Source organism: Sphingomonas paludis (assembly GCF_053502515.1).
Map to the genome: position 1 here is coordinate 1392462 of NZ_CP187558.1, position 17039 is coordinate 1409500.

Annotated in this window: 17 protein-coding genes; 4 read left to right on the forward strand and 13 right to left on the reverse strand. The window is 66.1% G+C overall.

Annotation, left to right across the window (positions count from 1 at the left end; translation table 11 throughout):
- Nucleotides 1–71: 71 nt before the first annotated feature.
- Nucleotides 72–902: an alpha/beta fold hydrolase gene (locus ACPVPU_RS06760; RefSeq protein WP_448660205.1), complete on the forward strand. Its 831-nt coding sequence runs from the start codon at nucleotides 72–74 to the stop codon at nucleotides 900–902.
- A 231-nt stretch (nucleotides 903–1133) separates the two neighbouring features.
- Here ACPVPU_RS06760 and ACPVPU_RS06765 read toward each other — a convergent pair whose 3' ends face one another.
- The 6 genes from ACPVPU_RS06765 to ACPVPU_RS06790 form a co-directional block, all read right to left on the reverse strand.
- On the reverse strand, nucleotides 1134–2024 hold the full coding sequence (locus tag ACPVPU_RS06765) for an aldose 1-epimerase family protein (protein WP_448660206.1): 891 nt from the start codon (nucleotides 2022–2024) through the stop codon (nucleotides 1134–1136).
- Nucleotides 2025–2127: 103 nt separating this feature from the next.
- Nucleotides 2128–2880, reverse strand: coding sequence for an SDR family NAD(P)-dependent oxidoreductase (locus ACPVPU_RS06770; protein WP_448660207.1), 753 nt, complete (start codon nucleotides 2878–2880; stop codon nucleotides 2128–2130).
- 55 nt (nucleotides 2881–2935) lie between these two features.
- A complete protein-coding gene (gene pheT / locus ACPVPU_RS06775; RefSeq protein WP_448660208.1) occupies nucleotides 2936–5392 on the reverse strand; it encodes a phenylalanine--tRNA ligase subunit beta in 2457 nt (818 codons plus the stop codon).
- On the reverse strand, nucleotides 5389–6477 hold the full coding sequence (gene pheS / locus ACPVPU_RS06780) for a phenylalanine--tRNA ligase subunit alpha (RefSeq protein WP_448660209.1): 1089 nt from the start codon (nucleotides 6475–6477) through the stop codon (nucleotides 5389–5391). The genes pheT and pheS overlap by 4 nt, the downstream gene beginning before the upstream one ends.
- 44 nt (nucleotides 6478–6521) lie before the next feature.
- A complete protein-coding gene (locus tag ACPVPU_RS06785) occupies nucleotides 6522–7142 on the reverse strand; it encodes a LysE family translocator (RefSeq protein WP_448660210.1) in 621 nt (206 codons plus the stop codon).
- A 79-nt stretch (nucleotides 7143–7221) separates the two neighbouring features.
- Complete coding sequence (locus ACPVPU_RS06790; RefSeq protein ID WP_448660211.1) at nucleotides 7222–7848, reverse strand: hypothetical protein; 627 nt, start codon at nucleotides 7846–7848, stop codon at nucleotides 7222–7224.
- A 206-nt stretch (nucleotides 7849–8054) separates the two neighbouring features.
- On the opposite strand from ACPVPU_RS06790, the gene ACPVPU_RS06795 reads away from it, so the two are divergent.
- Together ACPVPU_RS06795 and ACPVPU_RS06800 are read left to right on the forward strand one after the other, a co-directional pair.
- The gene (locus ACPVPU_RS06795) at nucleotides 8055–8942 is read left to right on the forward strand and encodes a UDP-2,3-diacylglucosamine diphosphatase (RefSeq protein ID WP_448660212.1); all 888 of its coding nucleotides are present in this window, start codon (nucleotides 8055–8057) and stop codon (nucleotides 8940–8942) included.
- A gap of 5 nt (nucleotides 8943–8947) precedes the next feature.
- A complete protein-coding gene (locus tag ACPVPU_RS06800) occupies nucleotides 8948–9973 on the forward strand; it encodes a glycosyltransferase family 4 protein (protein ID WP_448660213.1) in 1026 nt (341 codons plus the stop codon).
- 69 nt (nucleotides 9974–10042) lie between these two features.
- Here the strand turns inward: ACPVPU_RS06800 and ACPVPU_RS06805 are convergent, their stop codons facing one another.
- The 3 genes from ACPVPU_RS06805 to ACPVPU_RS06815 form a co-directional block, all read right to left on the reverse strand.
- A complete protein-coding gene (locus ACPVPU_RS06805) occupies nucleotides 10043–11281 on the reverse strand; it encodes a hypothetical protein (RefSeq protein WP_448660214.1) in 1239 nt (412 codons plus the stop codon).
- A gap of 175 nt (nucleotides 11282–11456) precedes the next feature.
- The gene (locus ACPVPU_RS06810; protein ID WP_448660215.1) at nucleotides 11457–11804 is read right to left on the reverse strand and encodes a hypothetical protein; all 348 of its coding nucleotides are present in this window, start codon (nucleotides 11802–11804) and stop codon (nucleotides 11457–11459) included.
- A 10-nt stretch (nucleotides 11805–11814) separates the two neighbouring features.
- Entirely contained in the window at nucleotides 11815–12549 is a 735-nt protein-coding gene (locus ACPVPU_RS06815; protein ID WP_448660216.1) for a MauE/DoxX family redox-associated membrane protein, read from the reverse strand.
- 80 nt (nucleotides 12550–12629) lie between these two features.
- Between ACPVPU_RS06815 and ACPVPU_RS06820 the strand changes: the two genes are divergently transcribed.
- Nucleotides 12630–13052 carry a MerR family transcriptional regulator gene (locus ACPVPU_RS06820; RefSeq protein ID WP_448660217.1) on the forward strand — a complete coding sequence of 141 codons (423 nt, stop codon included), beginning with the start codon at nucleotides 12630–12632 and terminating at the stop codon, nucleotides 13050–13052.
- On the opposite strand, the gene ychF is transcribed toward ACPVPU_RS06820, so the two are convergent.
- The 4 genes from ychF to ACPVPU_RS06840 form a co-directional block, all read right to left on the reverse strand.
- Complete coding sequence (gene ychF / locus ACPVPU_RS06825) at nucleotides 13042–14142, reverse strand: redox-regulated ATPase YchF (protein WP_448660218.1); 1101 nt, start codon at nucleotides 14140–14142, stop codon at nucleotides 13042–13044. The genes ACPVPU_RS06820 and ychF overlap by 11 nt on opposite strands.
- Before the next feature lie 76 nt (nucleotides 14143–14218).
- Entirely contained in the window at nucleotides 14219–15316 is a 1098-nt protein-coding gene (locus ACPVPU_RS06830) for a 2OG-Fe(II) oxygenase (protein WP_448660219.1), read from the reverse strand.
- A gap of 39 nt (nucleotides 15317–15355) precedes the next feature.
- Nucleotides 15356–15961, reverse strand: coding sequence for a TIGR02466 family protein (locus ACPVPU_RS06835; protein ID WP_448660220.1), 606 nt, complete (start codon nucleotides 15959–15961; stop codon nucleotides 15356–15358).
- 65 nt (nucleotides 15962–16026) lie between these two features.
- The gene (locus ACPVPU_RS06840; protein WP_448660221.1) at nucleotides 16027–17028 is read right to left on the reverse strand and encodes a glycosyl hydrolase; all 1002 of its coding nucleotides are present in this window, start codon (nucleotides 17026–17028) and stop codon (nucleotides 16027–16029) included.
- Nucleotides 17029–17039: the final 11 nt, after the last annotated feature.

Consider the following 17039-nt stretch of genomic DNA (forward strand, 5'->3'; position numbering starts at 1 on the left):
GACCCGCTTTCGCATCATCCTGTCCCCCGGCGACTCGGCCATTCATGGCTGACGGGACAGGGAGCAGCACCATGCCATTCATCACCACCGACGACGGCACCGAGATTTTCTACAAGGACTGGGGACCGGCGGATGCCACCCCGGTCATGTTCCATCATGGCTGGCCGCTGAGTGCGGACGACTGGGACAACCAGATGCTGTTTTTCCTGCACAAGGGATACCGGGTGATTGCGCATGACCGGCGCGGGCATGGCCGCTCGACCCAGACGTGGCAGGGCAACGAGATGGACACTTATGCCGCCGACGTAAAGGCGCTGGCGGCGGCACTGGACCTGAAAGGGGCCATCCATATCGGCCATTCGACCGGCGGCGGCGAAGTGGCGCATTATGCCGCCCGTGCCGAGCCGGGGCGGGTGGCCAAGGCAGTGCTGATCGGTGCGGTGCCCCCGATCATGGTGCAGACGCCGGACAATCCGGAGGGGCTGCCCATGTCGGTGTTCGACGGCTTCCGCGATGCTCTGGTCGCCAATCGCGCCCAGTTCTTCCTCGACATCCCGACCGGGCCGTTCTTCGGCTTCAACCGCGAGGGGGCAAAGGTCGATCAGGGCGTCATCCACAATTGGTGGCGGCAGGGGATGATGGGCGGCACCAAGGCGCATTACGACTGCATCAAGGCGTTCAGCGAGACGGATTTTACGGAGGATCTGAAGGCGCTGGATATCCCCGTTCTGGTGATGCACGGCGACGACGACCAGATCGTGCCCATTCACGACAGCGCGATGAAGGCGATCGAGCTGCTGAAGCACGGCACGCTGAAGGTTTATCCGGGCCTACCGCACGGCATGGCGACGACCCATGCCGATGTGATCAACGCCGACCTGCTGGCGTTTATCGAGGGGTAGGGTGAAGAAGGAATAGAACCCTCACCCTTCCGCGGCTGCCGGGCCCCATGAAAGTTTTACTTTCATGGGAACCCTATGCCGCTCCCTCCCTCTCCCGCACGCGCGAGAGGGAAGGGGCCCGCCGCGAAGCGGTGGGAAGGGTGAGGGTTTTGTCCGTTGGTGCTGAAGAGGCGCGTCAGCCCCGTCTAGAAGCACCTGAGGATGTCCTTCGAGACGCCGCTTCGCGGCTCCTCAGGACGAGCGGTCGGTGGACACAATGGAGATTCGGATCGCGAAGCGGCGTTCCTCGCCAGGAGCCAGGAGGTAAATGCCCGGCTTCTCGCTAATCTCTCCTGCGAAGCCCACTGGATCGGCGATGCCCCACCAGGGTTCGATGCAGACGAATCGCGCGCCGGGCTTGCTCCAGATGCCCAGCTTGTCGGCGTCCGGGAATTCAACCCGCAGCGTCGTGCCGCCAGGCGAGCGATAAGTGACGGCGCGGCTGGCTAGGCCGTCCCAGATCAGCGCGTCGTCCTGGAACAGGGCATCGCCCAGCCTAAGAATCTGGCCGTCGATCAGCGGGCTTGGCCGGTCGTGCCCGGCGATCAGGCCGCTGGACAGGCGGGCGAGCAGGCCGGGTTCCGGTTGATCGAAAGCGATGTCATGCCCGTCCTTGTCCGCATTGCCCGGGAGCGGCCAAGCAATGGCGGGGTGATAGCCGAAGCTGGCGGGCATCGGCTCATCCCCGGTGTTCGTCACGGTGCAGGCAATGGTCAGCGATGGTCCGTCGATCCGGTATTCCGCGTCGAGCGCAAAGGCGAAGGGATAGACGGCGCGGCTGTCTCCATCGTCTGTCAGTTGGAAGGTCGCATGGTCCGCACCGCTGTCGATCAGCGCAAAGGAGCGGCGGCGGGCGAAGCCGTGCTGGGGCAGGGCATATTCCTGCCCCTTATGGCGATAAGTGCCGCCGTTCAGCGCGCCGACGATGGGGAACAGCAGCGGGGAGCGGCCAGCCCAGAAGGCGGGGTCCGCATCGGTCATCCATTCGCGGCCCTGCGCATCCGTCAGCGATGACAGTTCCGCCCCGAGCGGGTTGATGCGGGCCGTAAGCGCGCCGCCGCCGATGCTGAGCCAATCGCTCATAAACCCTCACCCTTCCGCGGCTGCGCCGCTCCCTCCCTCTCCCGCTTGCGGGAGAGGGAAGGGGCCCGCCGCGAAGCGGTGGGAAGGGTGAGGGCTCGTTCCCTCACGCCTGCCCCTCGCGGTGAATCGCAAATCCGGCAAAGCTCTGATGCACCGGCATGATCTCGATGCGGTTGATGTTCAGATGCGGCGGCAGGGTCGCGACCCACAGCATGGTGTCGGCGATGTCCTCCGAAGTGATCGGGTTGACCCCCGCATAGAGGCTGTCCGAGGCCTGCTGGTTGCCGCCGGTGCGCACCACGGTGAATTCCGTCTCCGCCATGCCCGGTTCGATACACGTCAAGCGCACGCCAGTGCCGTGCAGGTCGGCGCGCAGGACGTGGCTCAGATGGTTCACGAACGCCTTGCTGGCGGCATAGACGTTGCCGCCGGGATAGGCGTAGTTCCCCGCGATCGAGCCGAGATTGATGATCGCACCCTTGCGCTGGATCAATCCGGGCAGCAGCTTGTGAGTGATCGCGATAAGCGCCGAGATGTTGGTGTCGATCATGGTCTGCCAATTGGCCAGGCTGGCCCGTTGCGCCGGCTCGGTGCCGAGCGCGAGGCCGGCATTGTTGATCAGCAGGTCGATGGCGGCAAAGGCTTCGGGCAGGCTGTCCAGCGCGGCGTTGCGGGCGGCCTCATCGCGCACATCAAAGACCAGCGGCAGAAAGGCGTCACCCAGTTCCGCATTGAGCGCGTCCAGCCGCTCGGCCCGGCGGCCGGTGCCGATCACCTGCCAGCCTGCGCTGACGAAGGCGCGTGCGGCGGCGGCACCGAACCCGGCAGTGGCACCGGTGATGAGGGCGGTGGGCATGGGCGTGTCTCCTTCATCTTAAAGCCCCTCCCCTTCAGGGAAGGGGAGAATAGGCTCAACCCCTCAGATTGGCCCCGAGTTTCGCGGCGGCCGCCACCACCTTGTCGGCGATCGCTTTCAGGTCCGCGTCGGTAAAGCTCTTGTCGCCCGGTTGCAGCGTCACTTCGACCGCCAGGCTGAGCTGGCCGTCCTTTTCGAAGCGGTCGAACAGGCGCGTATCGGTGATCGCCGCCTTGTCCGCGCCCCGGATCGCGCGGACCAGGTCGCCGGCCGCCAGATCGGCTGGGACGAGGAACGCGAAATCGCGGGTCACGGCCTGAAGCGCGGGCGGCGCATAGGCGGGGCGCATGAAACCCGAAGCGCGTTTGGGCGGGATGGCGTCGAGATACAGCTCCACCGCCGCGACGGCGACGCCGTCCAGGTCGAAGGCCTTGAGCGTTGCGGGATGGATCATGCCGAACGCGGCCAGCACGGTTTTCGGCCCAAGCCGCAGCGTGCCCGACTGACCGGGGTGCCAGGCGTCGCCAGCCTCGCCCATCACCTGCAGATTGCCGACCGGCGCGCCAGCGGCCTCCAGCAGGGCCAGCGCCTCCGCCTTGGCATCGAACGGGCCCAAGGGCTGGGCCTTGCCCGTAGTCCAGCCGCGCGGGGTGCGTTCGCCCGCGAGCAGGACGGTCAGCGTCGGGCGCTCGGCATCGGCCAGGTAGCGGCGGCCGATCTCGAACAGCCGCACGCTGGTCGCCCCGCGCCGCAGATTGCGGTCGGCCGCGCCGAACAGCCCGGGCAGCAGGGACGGCCGCATCACCTTCATGTCCGCCGCGATTGGATTGGCTACGGTCCATGCCCCGCCGCCGAAAGCCGCTGCCTGCGCCTCGCCGATGAAGCTCCAGGTGACCGCTTCAGACAGGCCGCGCGCAGCGGCGGTGCGGCGCAGGCGGCGCTCCAGCTTCTGCGCCGGGGTCGCGGTGGGCGTGGCGACGCCGGGCGTGCGGGGCAGGGGGGTGGAGGGCACCTTGTCGATCCCCTCGATCCGGATCACTTCCTCCACCAGATCGGCCGGGCCATCCACGTCGCGGCGCCAGGACGGCACGGTGACGACATCGCCATCGACCGCAAAGCCCAGCCGTTCCAGGATCGCCCGCTGGCGGTCGGCGGGGACGGCGAGGCCGCCCAGCGTTTCAGCCAGTTCGGGGCGGAACGCCACGGTGCGCGGCTCCAGCGGCGGCCGGCCCGCGCGCGTGATCGCGCTGGGCGTGCCGCCGCAGATCGACAGGACCAGCCGCGTGGCGATGGCCAGGCCATCGTCAAGGAACGCCGGATCGACCCCGCGCTCGAACCGCTGCCGCGCATCCGAGGTCAGGCCCAGCTTCTGGCCGGTCACCGCGATATGTTCGGGGGTGAAATAGGCGCATTCGATCAGCACGTCGCTGGTCGTTTCCGAACAGCCCGAATGTTCGCCGCCCATCACGCCGCCAATGTCGTGCACCGAGACATCGTCGGCGATGACGGTCATCGTTTCGTCGAGCGTATAGGTCTTGCCGTTGAGGGCCAGCACCTGCTCGCCCGCCACCGCCTTGCGCGCGACGAGACCGCCGGTCAGTTTTGCCCGGTCATAGACGTGAAGCGGGCGGCCAAGGTCGATCATCACATAGTTGGTGATGTCGACCAGCGCGCTGATCGGCTTCTGCCCGATGGCGGTCAGGCGGCGGGCGATCCATTCGGGCGCATCGCCGTTGGAAACGCCGCTGACGCTCTGCGCAAAGAAGGCCGGGCAGCCTGCAGGGTCGTCGGTCCGGACGTCCGGCGCCGGGCCGGTACCCTCGACTTCGGCCACACCATCCGTTCGCGCTGAGCTTGTCGAAGCGCTGTCTTGCTTGCTCGAAGAAAAGGACAGGGCTTCGACAGGCTCAGCCCGAGCGGGGAATTGGTAGACGTCAGCGAGCGGCTTCAGCGTGCCCAGGCCAGCCGCCGCCAGATCGCGGGCGATTCCGCGAACGCCCATGCAATCCTGGCGGTTGGGGGTGATCGACACGTCGATGACCGGATCGTCGAGTCCCGCATAGGCGGGGAAGGGCGTGCCGACCGGTGCATCCTCGGGCAATTCGATGATGCCGTCATGGTCGTCGCCCAGTTCAAGCTCGCGCGTCGAACACATCATGCCGTTGGATTCGACGCCGCGGATGGCGGACACCTTCAGTTCCATGCCGTTCGCCGGCACCACCGCGCCGGGCAGGCCAAGGACGCCGACCAGCCCCGCACGGGCATTGGGCGCACCGCACACCACCTGTAGGGGGTTGCCGCTGCCCGTATCGACGCTCAGCACCTGAAGCTTGTCGGCTTGGGGGTGGCGCTCTGCGGTCAGCACGCGCGCGACGGTGAAGCCGGCGAACCGGTCGGCGGGATTGTCCACGCCTTCCACCTCCAGCCCGATGCGGGTCAGCGCATCGAGGATCGCGGCGAGGTCCGCGTCGGTGTCGAGATGGCTTTTCAGCCAGCCAAGGGTGAACTTCATGCGCCCACTCCCCCCGACAACGTGGGCACGTCAAGCGCGCCGAACCCGTAATGGCGGAGCCAACGGATATCGCCGTCGAAAAAGGCGCGCAGATCGTCCATCCCATATTTCAGCATCGCCAGCCGGTCGACGCCGGTGCCAAAGGCAAATCCCTGCCACTCATCGGGGTCCAGCCCGCAATTTCGAAGCACACGGGCATGGACCATGCCGCTGCCCAAGACCTCCATCCAGCCGCCATCGGCCGCATTGCCGTCGCCGCCGATCACGCGCTTGCCCTTTACCCAGGTGAAGCCGACATCGACCTCCACCCCCGGTTCGGTGAACGGAAAATAGCTGGGGCGCAGGCGCAGGACGATGTCGTCGCGTTCGAAAAACGCCTTCAGGAACGTCTCAAGCGTCCATTTCAGGTGCGCCAGCGTTATCCCCTTGTCGATCACCAGCCCCTCGATCTGATGGAACATCGGCGTGTGGGTCGCGTCGCTGTCGCTCCGATAGACCCGGCCCGGCGCGATGATGCGGATCGGCGGCTGCTGCGACGTCATCGTGCGGATCTGCACCGGCGAGGTGTGGGTGCGCAGCACGCGGCGCGCGCCGTCCGGCCCGTCGACATAGAAAGTGTCGTGCATCGCCCGCGCCGGATGGGTTTCCGGAATGTTGAGCGCGGTGAAATTATGCCAGTCGTCCTCGATCTCCGGACCCGTCGCGACGGCGAAGCCCATGTCGGCGAAGATTTCGGCCAGCTCGTCCATCACTTGCGCCATGGGATGCACGCCGCCGGGCGGGGGCAGGTCGGCGGGCAGGGTCAGGTCGATACGCTCGGCGGCCAGCTTTGCGGCGAGTGCGTCCGCCTCAAGCACCGACTTGCGGGTGGCGATGGCCTCGGTCACCGCCTCGCGCAGCGCATGGATGCGCGGCCCTTCGCTGGTACGCTGGTCGGGCGTCATGCCGCCCAGCGTCTTGAGGAGCGCGGTGATGCTGCCCTGCTTGCCAAGGGCAGCGACGCGCAAGGCCTCCAGCGCGTCCAGCGCGGGGGCCTGGTCAATGGCCGGGATCAGGTCGGCGCGGAGTTGGTCGAGATCGCTCATGCCCCGCGTCGAAGCCGACAAAGCGGGCAAAGGTCAAGCCCGGATCACACCCGGCTGCCCAGCAGCGCCAGGCCGAACGCAATGAAAATGCCGCCCGTCGCCCGGTTGAACCAGCGCTGGCGGACAGGGGATGCCAGATAGCGGGCCAGCGATCGGCCGCCCAGCGCATAGGTGGTGAACCAGAACCCCTCGATCACGGTGAAGGTGGCGATCAGGATGCCCAGCTGGAATGCGATCGGCCGGCCGGTGTCGATGAACTGCGGAAACAACGCGGCGGCGAACACGATCAGCTTGGGATTGGAAAAGCCGGTACCCATCGCGGTCAGGAACAGGGCGCGGGCCGACCCGCCGGTGCGGGGGGCGGCCGCCGCGTCTGGGTCCACCGGTGCGCGCCAGGCCTTGACCCCCAGCCAGACCAGATAGGCGACGCCGATCAGCTTCAGCGCCTCGTACAGCATCGGCGACGCGCGGAGGAGCGCGCCCAGCCCTGCTGCCGAAGCGAGCAGGCACAGGATGTTCGCCAGCATCAGCCCGGCCATTGAGATGACCGATCGGCCCACGCCGTGTCGGATGCTCTGCGTCATCACGTGCAGCATGTTCGGCCCGGGCGTGGCCGAGATCAGGAATACGGCGGTGACATAAAGCCACCAGATCTGAATGGACATGGCACTCCCGACAGCAGGCTGGCTTGCGCCGACCGGGCATTAACGAGAGGCGCTCCGTCGGGCTAGCAGCAAGCGATCGCTAAAGCGCGGGCAGCGACCATTTGTGTCGACCCGATGGATCGCCATTCGCCTCATCCTGATAGCCGTCGAACAGCGCCAGATTGCACCGGACACCTGGCAAGAGGGGCACCAGCATCATGGCAATCCCTTCCTGGAGGAAATGAGCCGTCGCCCGTGATTCCATGAATTGGCGCACTTCGTTGATCGTGGCGCGGCCCGTGACCCAATTGTCGCGATGCAGCGTCCCCGGCACATGCATCGTCGCATCGCCGCTGAACACGGCAGGCGAAAGCGTGCAGCCCGACCGAAACAGGCTGACCTCGCCGTCCGTCAGTCGGAAGGGAGCCGACGCCCATGCCGAGCTTTCCCGGTTGTTCTGGCCATAAAATCCGATGACCAATTGCCCGCGTTGACCGGCCAAGCCCTGGGTCTGGAGAACAAGCCGCTCAAGCAGCTGGCCGTGAAGCACGCGACCGTCGAATTTGGTGGGGTTGGGCGCGTCGAATCGGATCGATGTCCGGGCGGGCCGCGTCGGGGCGGGGGACTTGGGCTTTAGCGGGTCGTCTCGATCCTGCGCGACCAATGCGCCCGCCCAGCAAAGCGCCGGAGCGCCCGCCATCATGGTAACAAACTGCCTGCGCTTCATGCTGCCCTCCCATCGAATGCGGCACACGATCTGGCGCGCCGATTGAGTAAACAGGATCGGCTGTGGAAAGCGGACAGAACAGTGTCAGGCCCCGCAGAATCGGCGGGAATGTTACGAAACCGCGACATGCGGACGATTCCAGATGTAACAATCGCCGGGCATTGGCGGGTGCCATCAACCGCTGCTTTCGCAAGGACCGGCACCCGATGGCGACCATCACCAAGCTCCCGTTCGGCACCGACATCAACGACATCGCGGATTTCGCCAAATCGTCGCCCAGCATTCCGGAAAAATCGGTGACGGAGCGTCGCCAGTTCCGCACCATCTGGATCAGCGACGTGCATCTGGGCACGCGCGGCTGCAATGCGGACCTGCTGATCGATTTCCTGGACCATGTGGACAGCGAGACGCTGTATCTGGTCGGCGACATCATCGATGGCTGGCGGCTGAAAAAGAAGTTCTATTGGCCGGCGGCGCACAACGACATCGTCTGGCGCATCCTGAAGCGCGCCCGACGCGGCACGCGGATTATCTATGTCCCCGGCAATCACGACGAAATGTTCCGCCAGTTCACGGGCCTGAATTTCGGCGGGGTGGAGATCAAGCGCCAAGCGATCCACGAAACCGCAGACGGCCGCCGATTGCTGGTGCTGCATGGCGACGAATTCGACGCGATCACCCTGTCCCATCGCTGGCTGGCGCATCTAGGCGATGCCGCCTATACCTTCATGATGGCGCTGAACCGGTGGGTGAATGCCTATCGGCGTTGGGCCAACATGCCTTACTGGTCGTTGTCGAAGCACGCCAAGAAGAAGGTGAAAAACGCGGTGGAGTTCATTTCGAACTTCGAGGAGATCGTGGCGCGCGAGGCAGCTTCGCGCGGGGTGGACGGCGTCATCGCCGGCCATATCCACACCGCCGATGCACGGATGATCGACGGTATCGAATATTATAATGACGGCGACTGGGTGGAGGGATGCACCGCCCTGGTCGAGCATTTCGACGGGCGGATGGAGGTGCTGCACTGGGCCGATGAGATCGCGGCCCGGGACGGGATTGCGCCGCCCCTTGTGGAAACCCGGGTCGCGGCATGATTCCAATGCGGATCGCACTCGTCACGGATGCCTGGGAACCCCAGGTCAACGGCGTGGTCCGCACCCTGAAGTCCGTCCGTCGCGTGCTGGAGGCACAGGGCCATCAGGTGATGGTGATTTCGCCCGACCAGTTCTATTCGGTCCCCTGTCCCACCTATCCCGAAATCCGGCTGGCGATGGCGCGGACCGCCACTATCGGTGCCCGGTTGGCCGCGTTCGGACCCGACGCCATTCACCTGGCCACAGAAGGGCCGCTCTGCCTGGCAGCGCGGCGGTGGTGCCTGCGCCGCGGCTTTCCCTTCACCACCGCCTATCACACCCAGTTCCCGGACTATGTCTCGGCACGCACCGGCATCCCGGCGGAGCTGATCTGGCGCTATATCCGCTGGTTTCACGCCCCGGCTCAGGCGATCCTGGCATCGACGCCCAGCATCCGTCAGACCCTGATCGACCATGGCCTGCCGCAGGTACGGCATTGGGGCAGGGGCGTCGATCTGGCGAAGTTCCAGCCGGGGCTGGCCCCCCATCCCGAACTCGCCGCCCTGCCACGCCCGCTGCAGCTTTATGTCGGGCGCGTCGCCATCGAGAAGAACCTGGAAGCCTTTCTGAGCGTCGATCATCCGGGAACGAAGGTGGTGGTGGGCGACGGACCCGCGCGCGGTGCGCTGGAGGCGGCTCACCCAAAGGCCGTGTTCATGGGGCCGCGTTTCGGTTCGGAACTTGCTGCCTGTTATTCGGCGGCGGACGTGTTTGTGTTTCCCAGCCGCACGGACACATTCGGGCTGGTGATGATCGAGGCACTGGCCTGCGGCGTGCCCGTCGCTGCCTATCCGGTCACCGGGCCGATCGACGTCGTGACGCCACAGGTGGGGGCGCTGGACCCCGATCTGGGGACTGCAATCGCCGCCGCACTGACACGCGACCGTGCTGCCTGTGCCGCCTATGGCCAGGGGTTCACTTGGGAAGCGAGCGCGGCCCAATTCCTGGACGCGCTGGTCCCGTTCGACAGCGCGTTCCGCCGCGCGGCCTGACGGCGCGGTTTGCTTTCCTTTCGTCCTCCCGGCGCAGGGCCGGGAGGACGGTTGGCGCTGGTCGGGCGCCTATTGGCCGACGGTTATCTTGACGAAACCGGTCACCGCCAGCGGATTGCGGCCATAGGCGTCATCCAGCGCTTCCGGCTTGAAATACGTCGCCACCGATCCGCCGAGCGCCAGTTCGACATCCTTGTTCAGCAGGATGCGATGGGCATAGCCACCCTCCAGCTTGGCGACGCGGAACGGCTGGCCGTGCAGGGGATCGCCCTCCGGAAACAGCTCGTCATTGGCGACATTCTCGTATCGCCCGAACAGGCTGTGGCGCGGCGTCAGGTTCCAGTTCGCCTCCGCCAGCCAGGCGGTGAGCACCGGGCCGGGCAGCCGATTCTTGGACGAAAAGGCCAGCGTGGCGTTCAGGTCGCGCGTGGCATAGTGCACGCTGGCGGTCGTCCGCGCTTCGTTCTCGTCCGGGTGAAGCGCCTCTGGGGCCTTCAGCCTCCCGAAACTGACCTGTGCGGTAAGGTTCTCGCTGGGTGCCCAGGTGGCGCGCACCGACCAGCTGTCCAGCGCCGGAGTCTCGATGCCCCAGCGTTCCTCGTCCGGCTCGCGCCCGCGAAAGGCCGATGCCTCCACCTGGAACCGCTTGGCCGCGATCCCGCCCGTCACGACGCCATAAGCGATATGCGTCGAATCGAACCAGTGATGGGTGATCGGCCCCAGCGCCAGATACTGCGCCGAACGGCGATGCATGAAGGCGGACGGACCAAGCGCCGGTTCGCCGACCGGGCCGCCATAGACAAACAGGCGAGTGTCATCCGTTTCGCCCAACGCCAAGTCGATCCGCGCGGCCAGTTCCATGAACAGGTCGTGCGGATGCTGACGGTCGATCAGCGCCTCGCCATTGGCGGTTTCGCCGGTGGTGAACAGGTTCGGGTATCCCCGCGCGCCCATGGTCGGGTCCGCGCTCATCCCCAGGCGCAGCTGAAACTGGGTGCGGTCGCCGAGCGCGCGGTCGGCCATCACCATCGCCATGCTGGGGGCATAGATCTGAGTGTCGCCGCGCGGGCCGGACTGGTCGGTCGCCGCGCCAAAGACGAAGCCATGGATCATCACGCCCCAGCCGCCCGCCTGGGTGTGGATCGCCCGCATCGGTTCGGCATCGGGCAGGCGGGCAGTGCCCGACCCGGCGTTCATCATGGCCGGGTGCATGGCATGGCCGCCATGGTCCATAGCGGAATGATCCATGGCCGAATGGTCCATGGTGCTGTGATCCACGGCGCCGTGATCCATGTTGGAATGATCCATCGGGGAATCGGTGGGGGCAGGGGCGGAGGCAGGCTGCTGATGGCCTTGATGATCCTGCGCCAACGCCGGAACAGGCGACAGCGCAGCCGCGACGCATGCCGCAAGCAGAACGGGTTTCATTGATGGCTACTCCGGTGATCTGAGATGACGCGCAGGCGGAATTGCCCGCGCCGGTTCAGACCATCGGTCGTGGCGGCGGGGTTGCTGGCGGCGGCGGGGGCAATGGATTGCCGCGAGCGCCGGTCATCGGGGCGAGGATCAGGCGGTGGCCGAGCGGCGCGGCCACCACTGCCGGGCGAAGGGTCGCCGGTGCGACACAGCCAATGCACAGGTCCGACGTACCGTCCCCCTGATCCGGCTGGTTCGGCATTTCCCGATCCGGCGCGTGCATTCCGCCATGGCCCGGGCCGTCAATCGTCATCGCGGCATGGCCGACCGCCCGGTCGGGCTGATGGCACGCCATCGCCGCCTGGGGCAGCGAAAGCATGGCAACTAGGGCCAACAGGAACAGGCGCACCAGCATCCCGTGCCCTTTACCTGGCCATCATCCAGATGGCCATGCCCACCATGCCCAGATTTTCGGTCAGGCTGACAAAGCCGAGCGGCACGTTGCTGCTGCCCCCCACACAGGCGCATTTCAGCGTCCTGCGGTCGACATAGACCGCCTTGAAGACCGAAACGGCCCCGATCCCGCCGATGAACAGCGCCACCGGCACGCTGATCCAGTGCAGTACGTCCGCCACCATCAGCACGCCGGCAAGCCCCTCTGCAAAGGGATAGATGCGACCATAGGGTACCCATCGGCGGGCGAGCAGATCATAGCCCAGAAACATGGTGGCGAACCGCTCCACATCCTGCAGCTTCAGCATGGCGAGCAGACACATCGCCATGCCGACGAACCATTCGGCCGCCCGGACCGTGAACGGTGTACCCAGGGTCGCCGTGCTGGCGGCCATCGCCATCGCGGCCGCCATGCCGAACAACGCGATGACCGGCCGATAGCTGGTGGCCGATGGGTCAGCGACCTTCAGCCCGAAAAACCGCCGCAGATCGTCATATCCGCCGATCCGGCGGCCATCGATGAATACCTGCGGCGTGGTTGCCACGTCATGCCGAGCCTTGAAGGCGTCGGTCGTCGGCCGGTCGGGCAGCAGATGATCGTCCACGGCATAGCCGCGGCTGCGCAGCAGGTGCAAAGCCTTCAGCCCATAGGGGCAGATGTGATCCGGCGTCGCCATGCGCCAGAGTTCAGCGTGTCGGTCCGTCATTGTCGCGCCCTGAGTTGCGGTGGCATGAAGTGCTGCGACCGCCCATATAGGGTCCGGACCATGGTACGGAGTCAAGCCGCATGTCGTCGCTGACCATCGCCGCCCTTGCCCGCGCTGCCGGCGTGGGCGTGGAAACGGTGCGCTATTATCAGCGCCGGGGGTTGCTGCCGGTTCCCGATCGTGCGCCGTTCGGTGGCATTCGCCGGTACGATGCGGCGGCGGTGCAGCGATTGCGGTTCATCCGCCATGCCCAGGCGGCTGGATTCACGCTGGAGGAAATCGGCGTGCTGCTGCAACTGGATGCGCTGGACGACCGGGCAGAAGCGCGGTCAATGGCCAAGGCGCGGATCGCGGCGCTGGATGCACGGATCGCCGAATTGCAGGCGGCGCGCACGGCGCTAGCGCGGCTGGCGGACGAATGCGGGTCGGGCGGTGCCGGGCCGTGCCCCATCCTGACCGCGTTCGATCAGGATGCGGCCGCGCTAGAAGGGGTCAGACGTTGAAGCGGAACAGCATCACGTCGCCGTCCTTGACCAGATATTCCTTGCCCTCCTGCCGCAGCTTGCCCGCATCGCGCGCGCCGGTTTCGCCGCCCAGCGCGACATAATCGTCATAGGCGATGGTTTCGGCGCGGATGAAGCCGCGTTCGAAATCGGTATGGATGGCGCCTGCCGCCTGCGGCGCTTTCGCGCCCGCCTCGACGGTCCAGGCGCGCGCCTCCTTTGGCCCGACGGTAAAGAAGGTCAACAGCTGGAGCAGCCGGTATCCGGCGCGGATCACGCGGGCGAGGCCGGTTTCCGACAGGCCCAGCTCGGCCAGGAACTCGGCGCGTTCCTCGGCCGGCATGGTGGCGATTTCAGCCTCGATCGCAGCCGAGACGACGACGGCCTGAGCGCCCTCTGCCTCAGCCTTTTCGAACACCTTGGCGGACAGCGCATTCCCGTTCGCCGCGTCTTCTTCATTGACGTTGCAGACATAGAGGACGGGCTTTGCGGTCAGCAGCTGCGCCTGGGCAAACACGCGCGCTTCGTCCGCATCCTTCGGCTCGGTCAGCCGGGCGGGTTTGCCCTGGCGCAGCAGGTCGAGCGCCTGACCCAGCACGGCGGCCGCCACCTTGGCTTCCTTGTCGCCCTGTGCCGCCTTTTTCTGGAAATTGGGGACGCGCTTTTCCAACGATTCCAGGTCGGCCAGCATCAGTTCGGTTTCGACCGTTTCAGCGTCGGCGATCGGATCGACCTTATTGTCGACATGCTGGATGTCGTCATTTTCGAAACAGCGCAGGACATGGACGATCGCGTCCACCTCGCGGATGTTGCCCAGGAACTGGTTGCCCAGGCCTTCGCCCTTGCTCGCCCCGCGCACCAGCCCGGCAATGTCGACAAATCCCAGCTGCGTCTCGATGATCTTGGCCGAACCGGCGATGGCGGCCAGCTTCTGCAGCCGCTCGTCGGGCACGGCCACGTTGCCGACATTCGGCTCGATCGTGCAGAACGGGTAATTCGCCGCCTGTGCCGCCGCCGTCTGGGTCAGCGCGTTGAACAGCGTCGATTTGCCAACATTGGGAAGGCCGACAATGCCGCAGCGAAAGCCCATGGGATACTCCGGGAAAAATGGGGGGTGGTCTGGCCGCCGCCCTTAAAGCCCGATGCGCCCATTGGAAAGGGGCGGTTCACCCCGCGCGATAGCGGGCCAGATCGCCTTCGACATAGGCGGTGTTTGCCTCCCGCTGAGCGGCACCCGCCTCGTCATACAGGAACGGCAGGAACGCATAACGCTGTCCGCTGGTGACCGGTGTCGCTTCGTGCAGCAGCGAACAGGAAAAGACGACCGCGCCGCCAGTGGGCGCGCGGTACAGGCGCCGGCCATATTCCGGAAACCTGAGGTCGCCGCCCGCATATGCTTCGCTGTTCAGGTTGATCGTCACCGCAAACCGGCGATGGGCGGTGCCCTTGGTCGTGTTGTCCCGGTGCGGGCGGAAATAGCCGCCATCGCCGTCCCCGTCGTAACAGGCGACGATGAACCGTTCGATTCGCGTTGCGTGAAACTGGAAAGCGCGGGCGATCATGGGGACCAGAAACCGGTGCAACCGGGCGCGAAGCTGGGCGATCAGCGCGGCATCGCCGATGACGTGATCGGCCCGACGCTTATGGGCCGGATCGGCCCTCAGCACCGTCCGCCCGTCCACTTCGCGCATGAACCCCGATTGCTCGCCGCCGTGATCCCGGTACAGCCCGATCAGTCGCTGACAAAGGTCCGGCTCGAATACCCGGGGGACGATCAAAACCGGTGCATGGCCCACCGGGTCGGGCTGGGCGATGGCGCGCTCCAGCATCGCCAGTGCCGCATCGCCCCGATCGATGGGCCATAGCCCGGCCACCCGCAGCATCGGATCGACCAACACCCAGTGCGGCCGATACTGATCGTCGCTGTCCAACGCCCCGAAGGCACGGGAAATGGCGCGGTCATGGTCCAGAAACCAGCGGATACCGGGCAGATGCGTGGCGATGCGCCCCGCGCTGACATCGGCCGGATCGACGGAAACGCCGAACAGGCAGGCCGAATCGTCGTCGAACATTGTCCGGCGGGCCATCGCCTGCTGGATCGCGGGGGCAACGGCGGGGTGACCCGCGCTGCCCGCCAGCAGCATCAGCAGCCAGCGCCCGCCCACCGATTCGAAAACGAATTGCGGATTGCCGTCCAGCACCGGCGCACGGAACCAGGGTGCGGGATCGCCGGGGAGCAGCGGGGCGGCATTGGCGGAGGGCATGGTGGCAAGGCTAATCCGGGCGAACCGGAACGCAAGCCGTCACCGGCGATAATTGAAGCTGATGCTGATCCTGTCGCCCTTGCCCGCATGGGGCATCACCTCGTGCCGCAGCCAGCTTTCCCACAGAAACACGGTCCCGGCGCGCGGCTGGGCGTAGACAAAGGGTTGTAGCGCCTCTTCGGAATCGGCCATGCGGGTCGGCGCAGCCATCATCAGGCCAAGGCGCGGATCCTCCAGCTTCAGCGCGCCCGCACCCGGTGGCACGGCGATATAGACGGTGCCGCTGACGACGCTGTGCGGATGGATATGGCCGCTGTGCGTCGCCCCCGGTTTCATCACATTGACCCACAGGCTGTCGAGTTTCAGCCGCTTGCCGCCAAGATCGAACGCGCAATCCTCGGCGAATGCGGCCACATGACGGTTCAGTTGCCGGACGAGATCGGCGATCGCCGGATCGCGCAGCGGCAGATCATTCAGCGACGCATAGCTGGTATAGCCGCGATAGCCGTGATCCCGGCTCCAGCGCTGGCCCGCGCGGTCCTCCGCCGCCAGCGCAAGCGCGCTGTCCTCCAATTCCGCCAGCAGGGCGGAATCGGCAAGGTCGGCTTCATAGAAACGGGTGGCAAAGAGCGATCGGCTGGGCATGGGCGGTTCAGTAATGCACTTTGCGGCAAATCTGAACCGTTCGTGCTGAGCGGGAAGGTCAGGGTTCAGGGCAGTGGCGGCAGTTCGTCGAGCGTCAGGTAGCGAGGCGAGTTGAAATCGCTGCGCAGTTGATCGGGCGTATTGAACTCGGCTTCGGTCAGCCACCTTGTGTGCCAGGTCATGAACCACAGCCAGTCCGCATCCGGCCCGAGCAACGCCGGGTCGGGCACCGGTCCGTTTTCATGGAGACAGATCGGCACGCTGTCGCCGACGATCGCCTTTACCTGACCGAACATCGCCGCCAGCGGGCCGTGGTCGGGGGCGTAGATGTCGGCACCGGCAATATCATAGCTGTCGCGGCCGGGATCGTAATCGGCGCTGACATTCTGGCCCGCCCAGCCCAGCACCCAGATCAGGTTATCAAGCCCGCGCCGATGGGTGAAATGATCGAAGATCAGCCGCCAAAGCGCCTTGAACCCGGCTGCCCCCCATTGGCCCCACCAGAACCATTCGCCCGAAAATTCGTGCAGCGGCCGCCACAGCACCGGCACGCCCGCATCGCGGATGACGGTCAGCTGATCCGCGATCTGATCGATGTCGCGCATCATTGCCGCGTGCTGGGGTGTGCCGGGCGTCATCGCGGCCTTCAGGTCGAATGGCTGCTTGCTGTTGTCATACCCCGTGCCCTTGTCCGGCGCGCCCCAGTGCCAGCAGATGGTGGGGATGCCGCCGCGCCGGTACCAGGCGATGGCGCGGGCGTTCACATTGGCGAAGTCGGCAGGCTCGATATAGTCCATCCCCAGGATGGCGGGCAGCTTGCCGGTATGGGTTTTCAGATAGTCCAGCTCATAAGTCGGCCCTTCGGCCCGCCAGAAGCTTTCCTGCTGGCCAGTCAGGGTGTGGCGGCCATAGATCGACCAGAGATAGCGATAGAGCGACCGCGCAGACGGACTGGCGGATGGATTGGCCAGGGTGCCGCGCGGCGGCAGGCCGGCGGCGCGAGCGGGGAGGGCGATCAGCGTGCCTGTCGCAGCGGCAGCGGCCAGCAGGTCGCGGCGAGTGGTCATCTTTTCCCCTC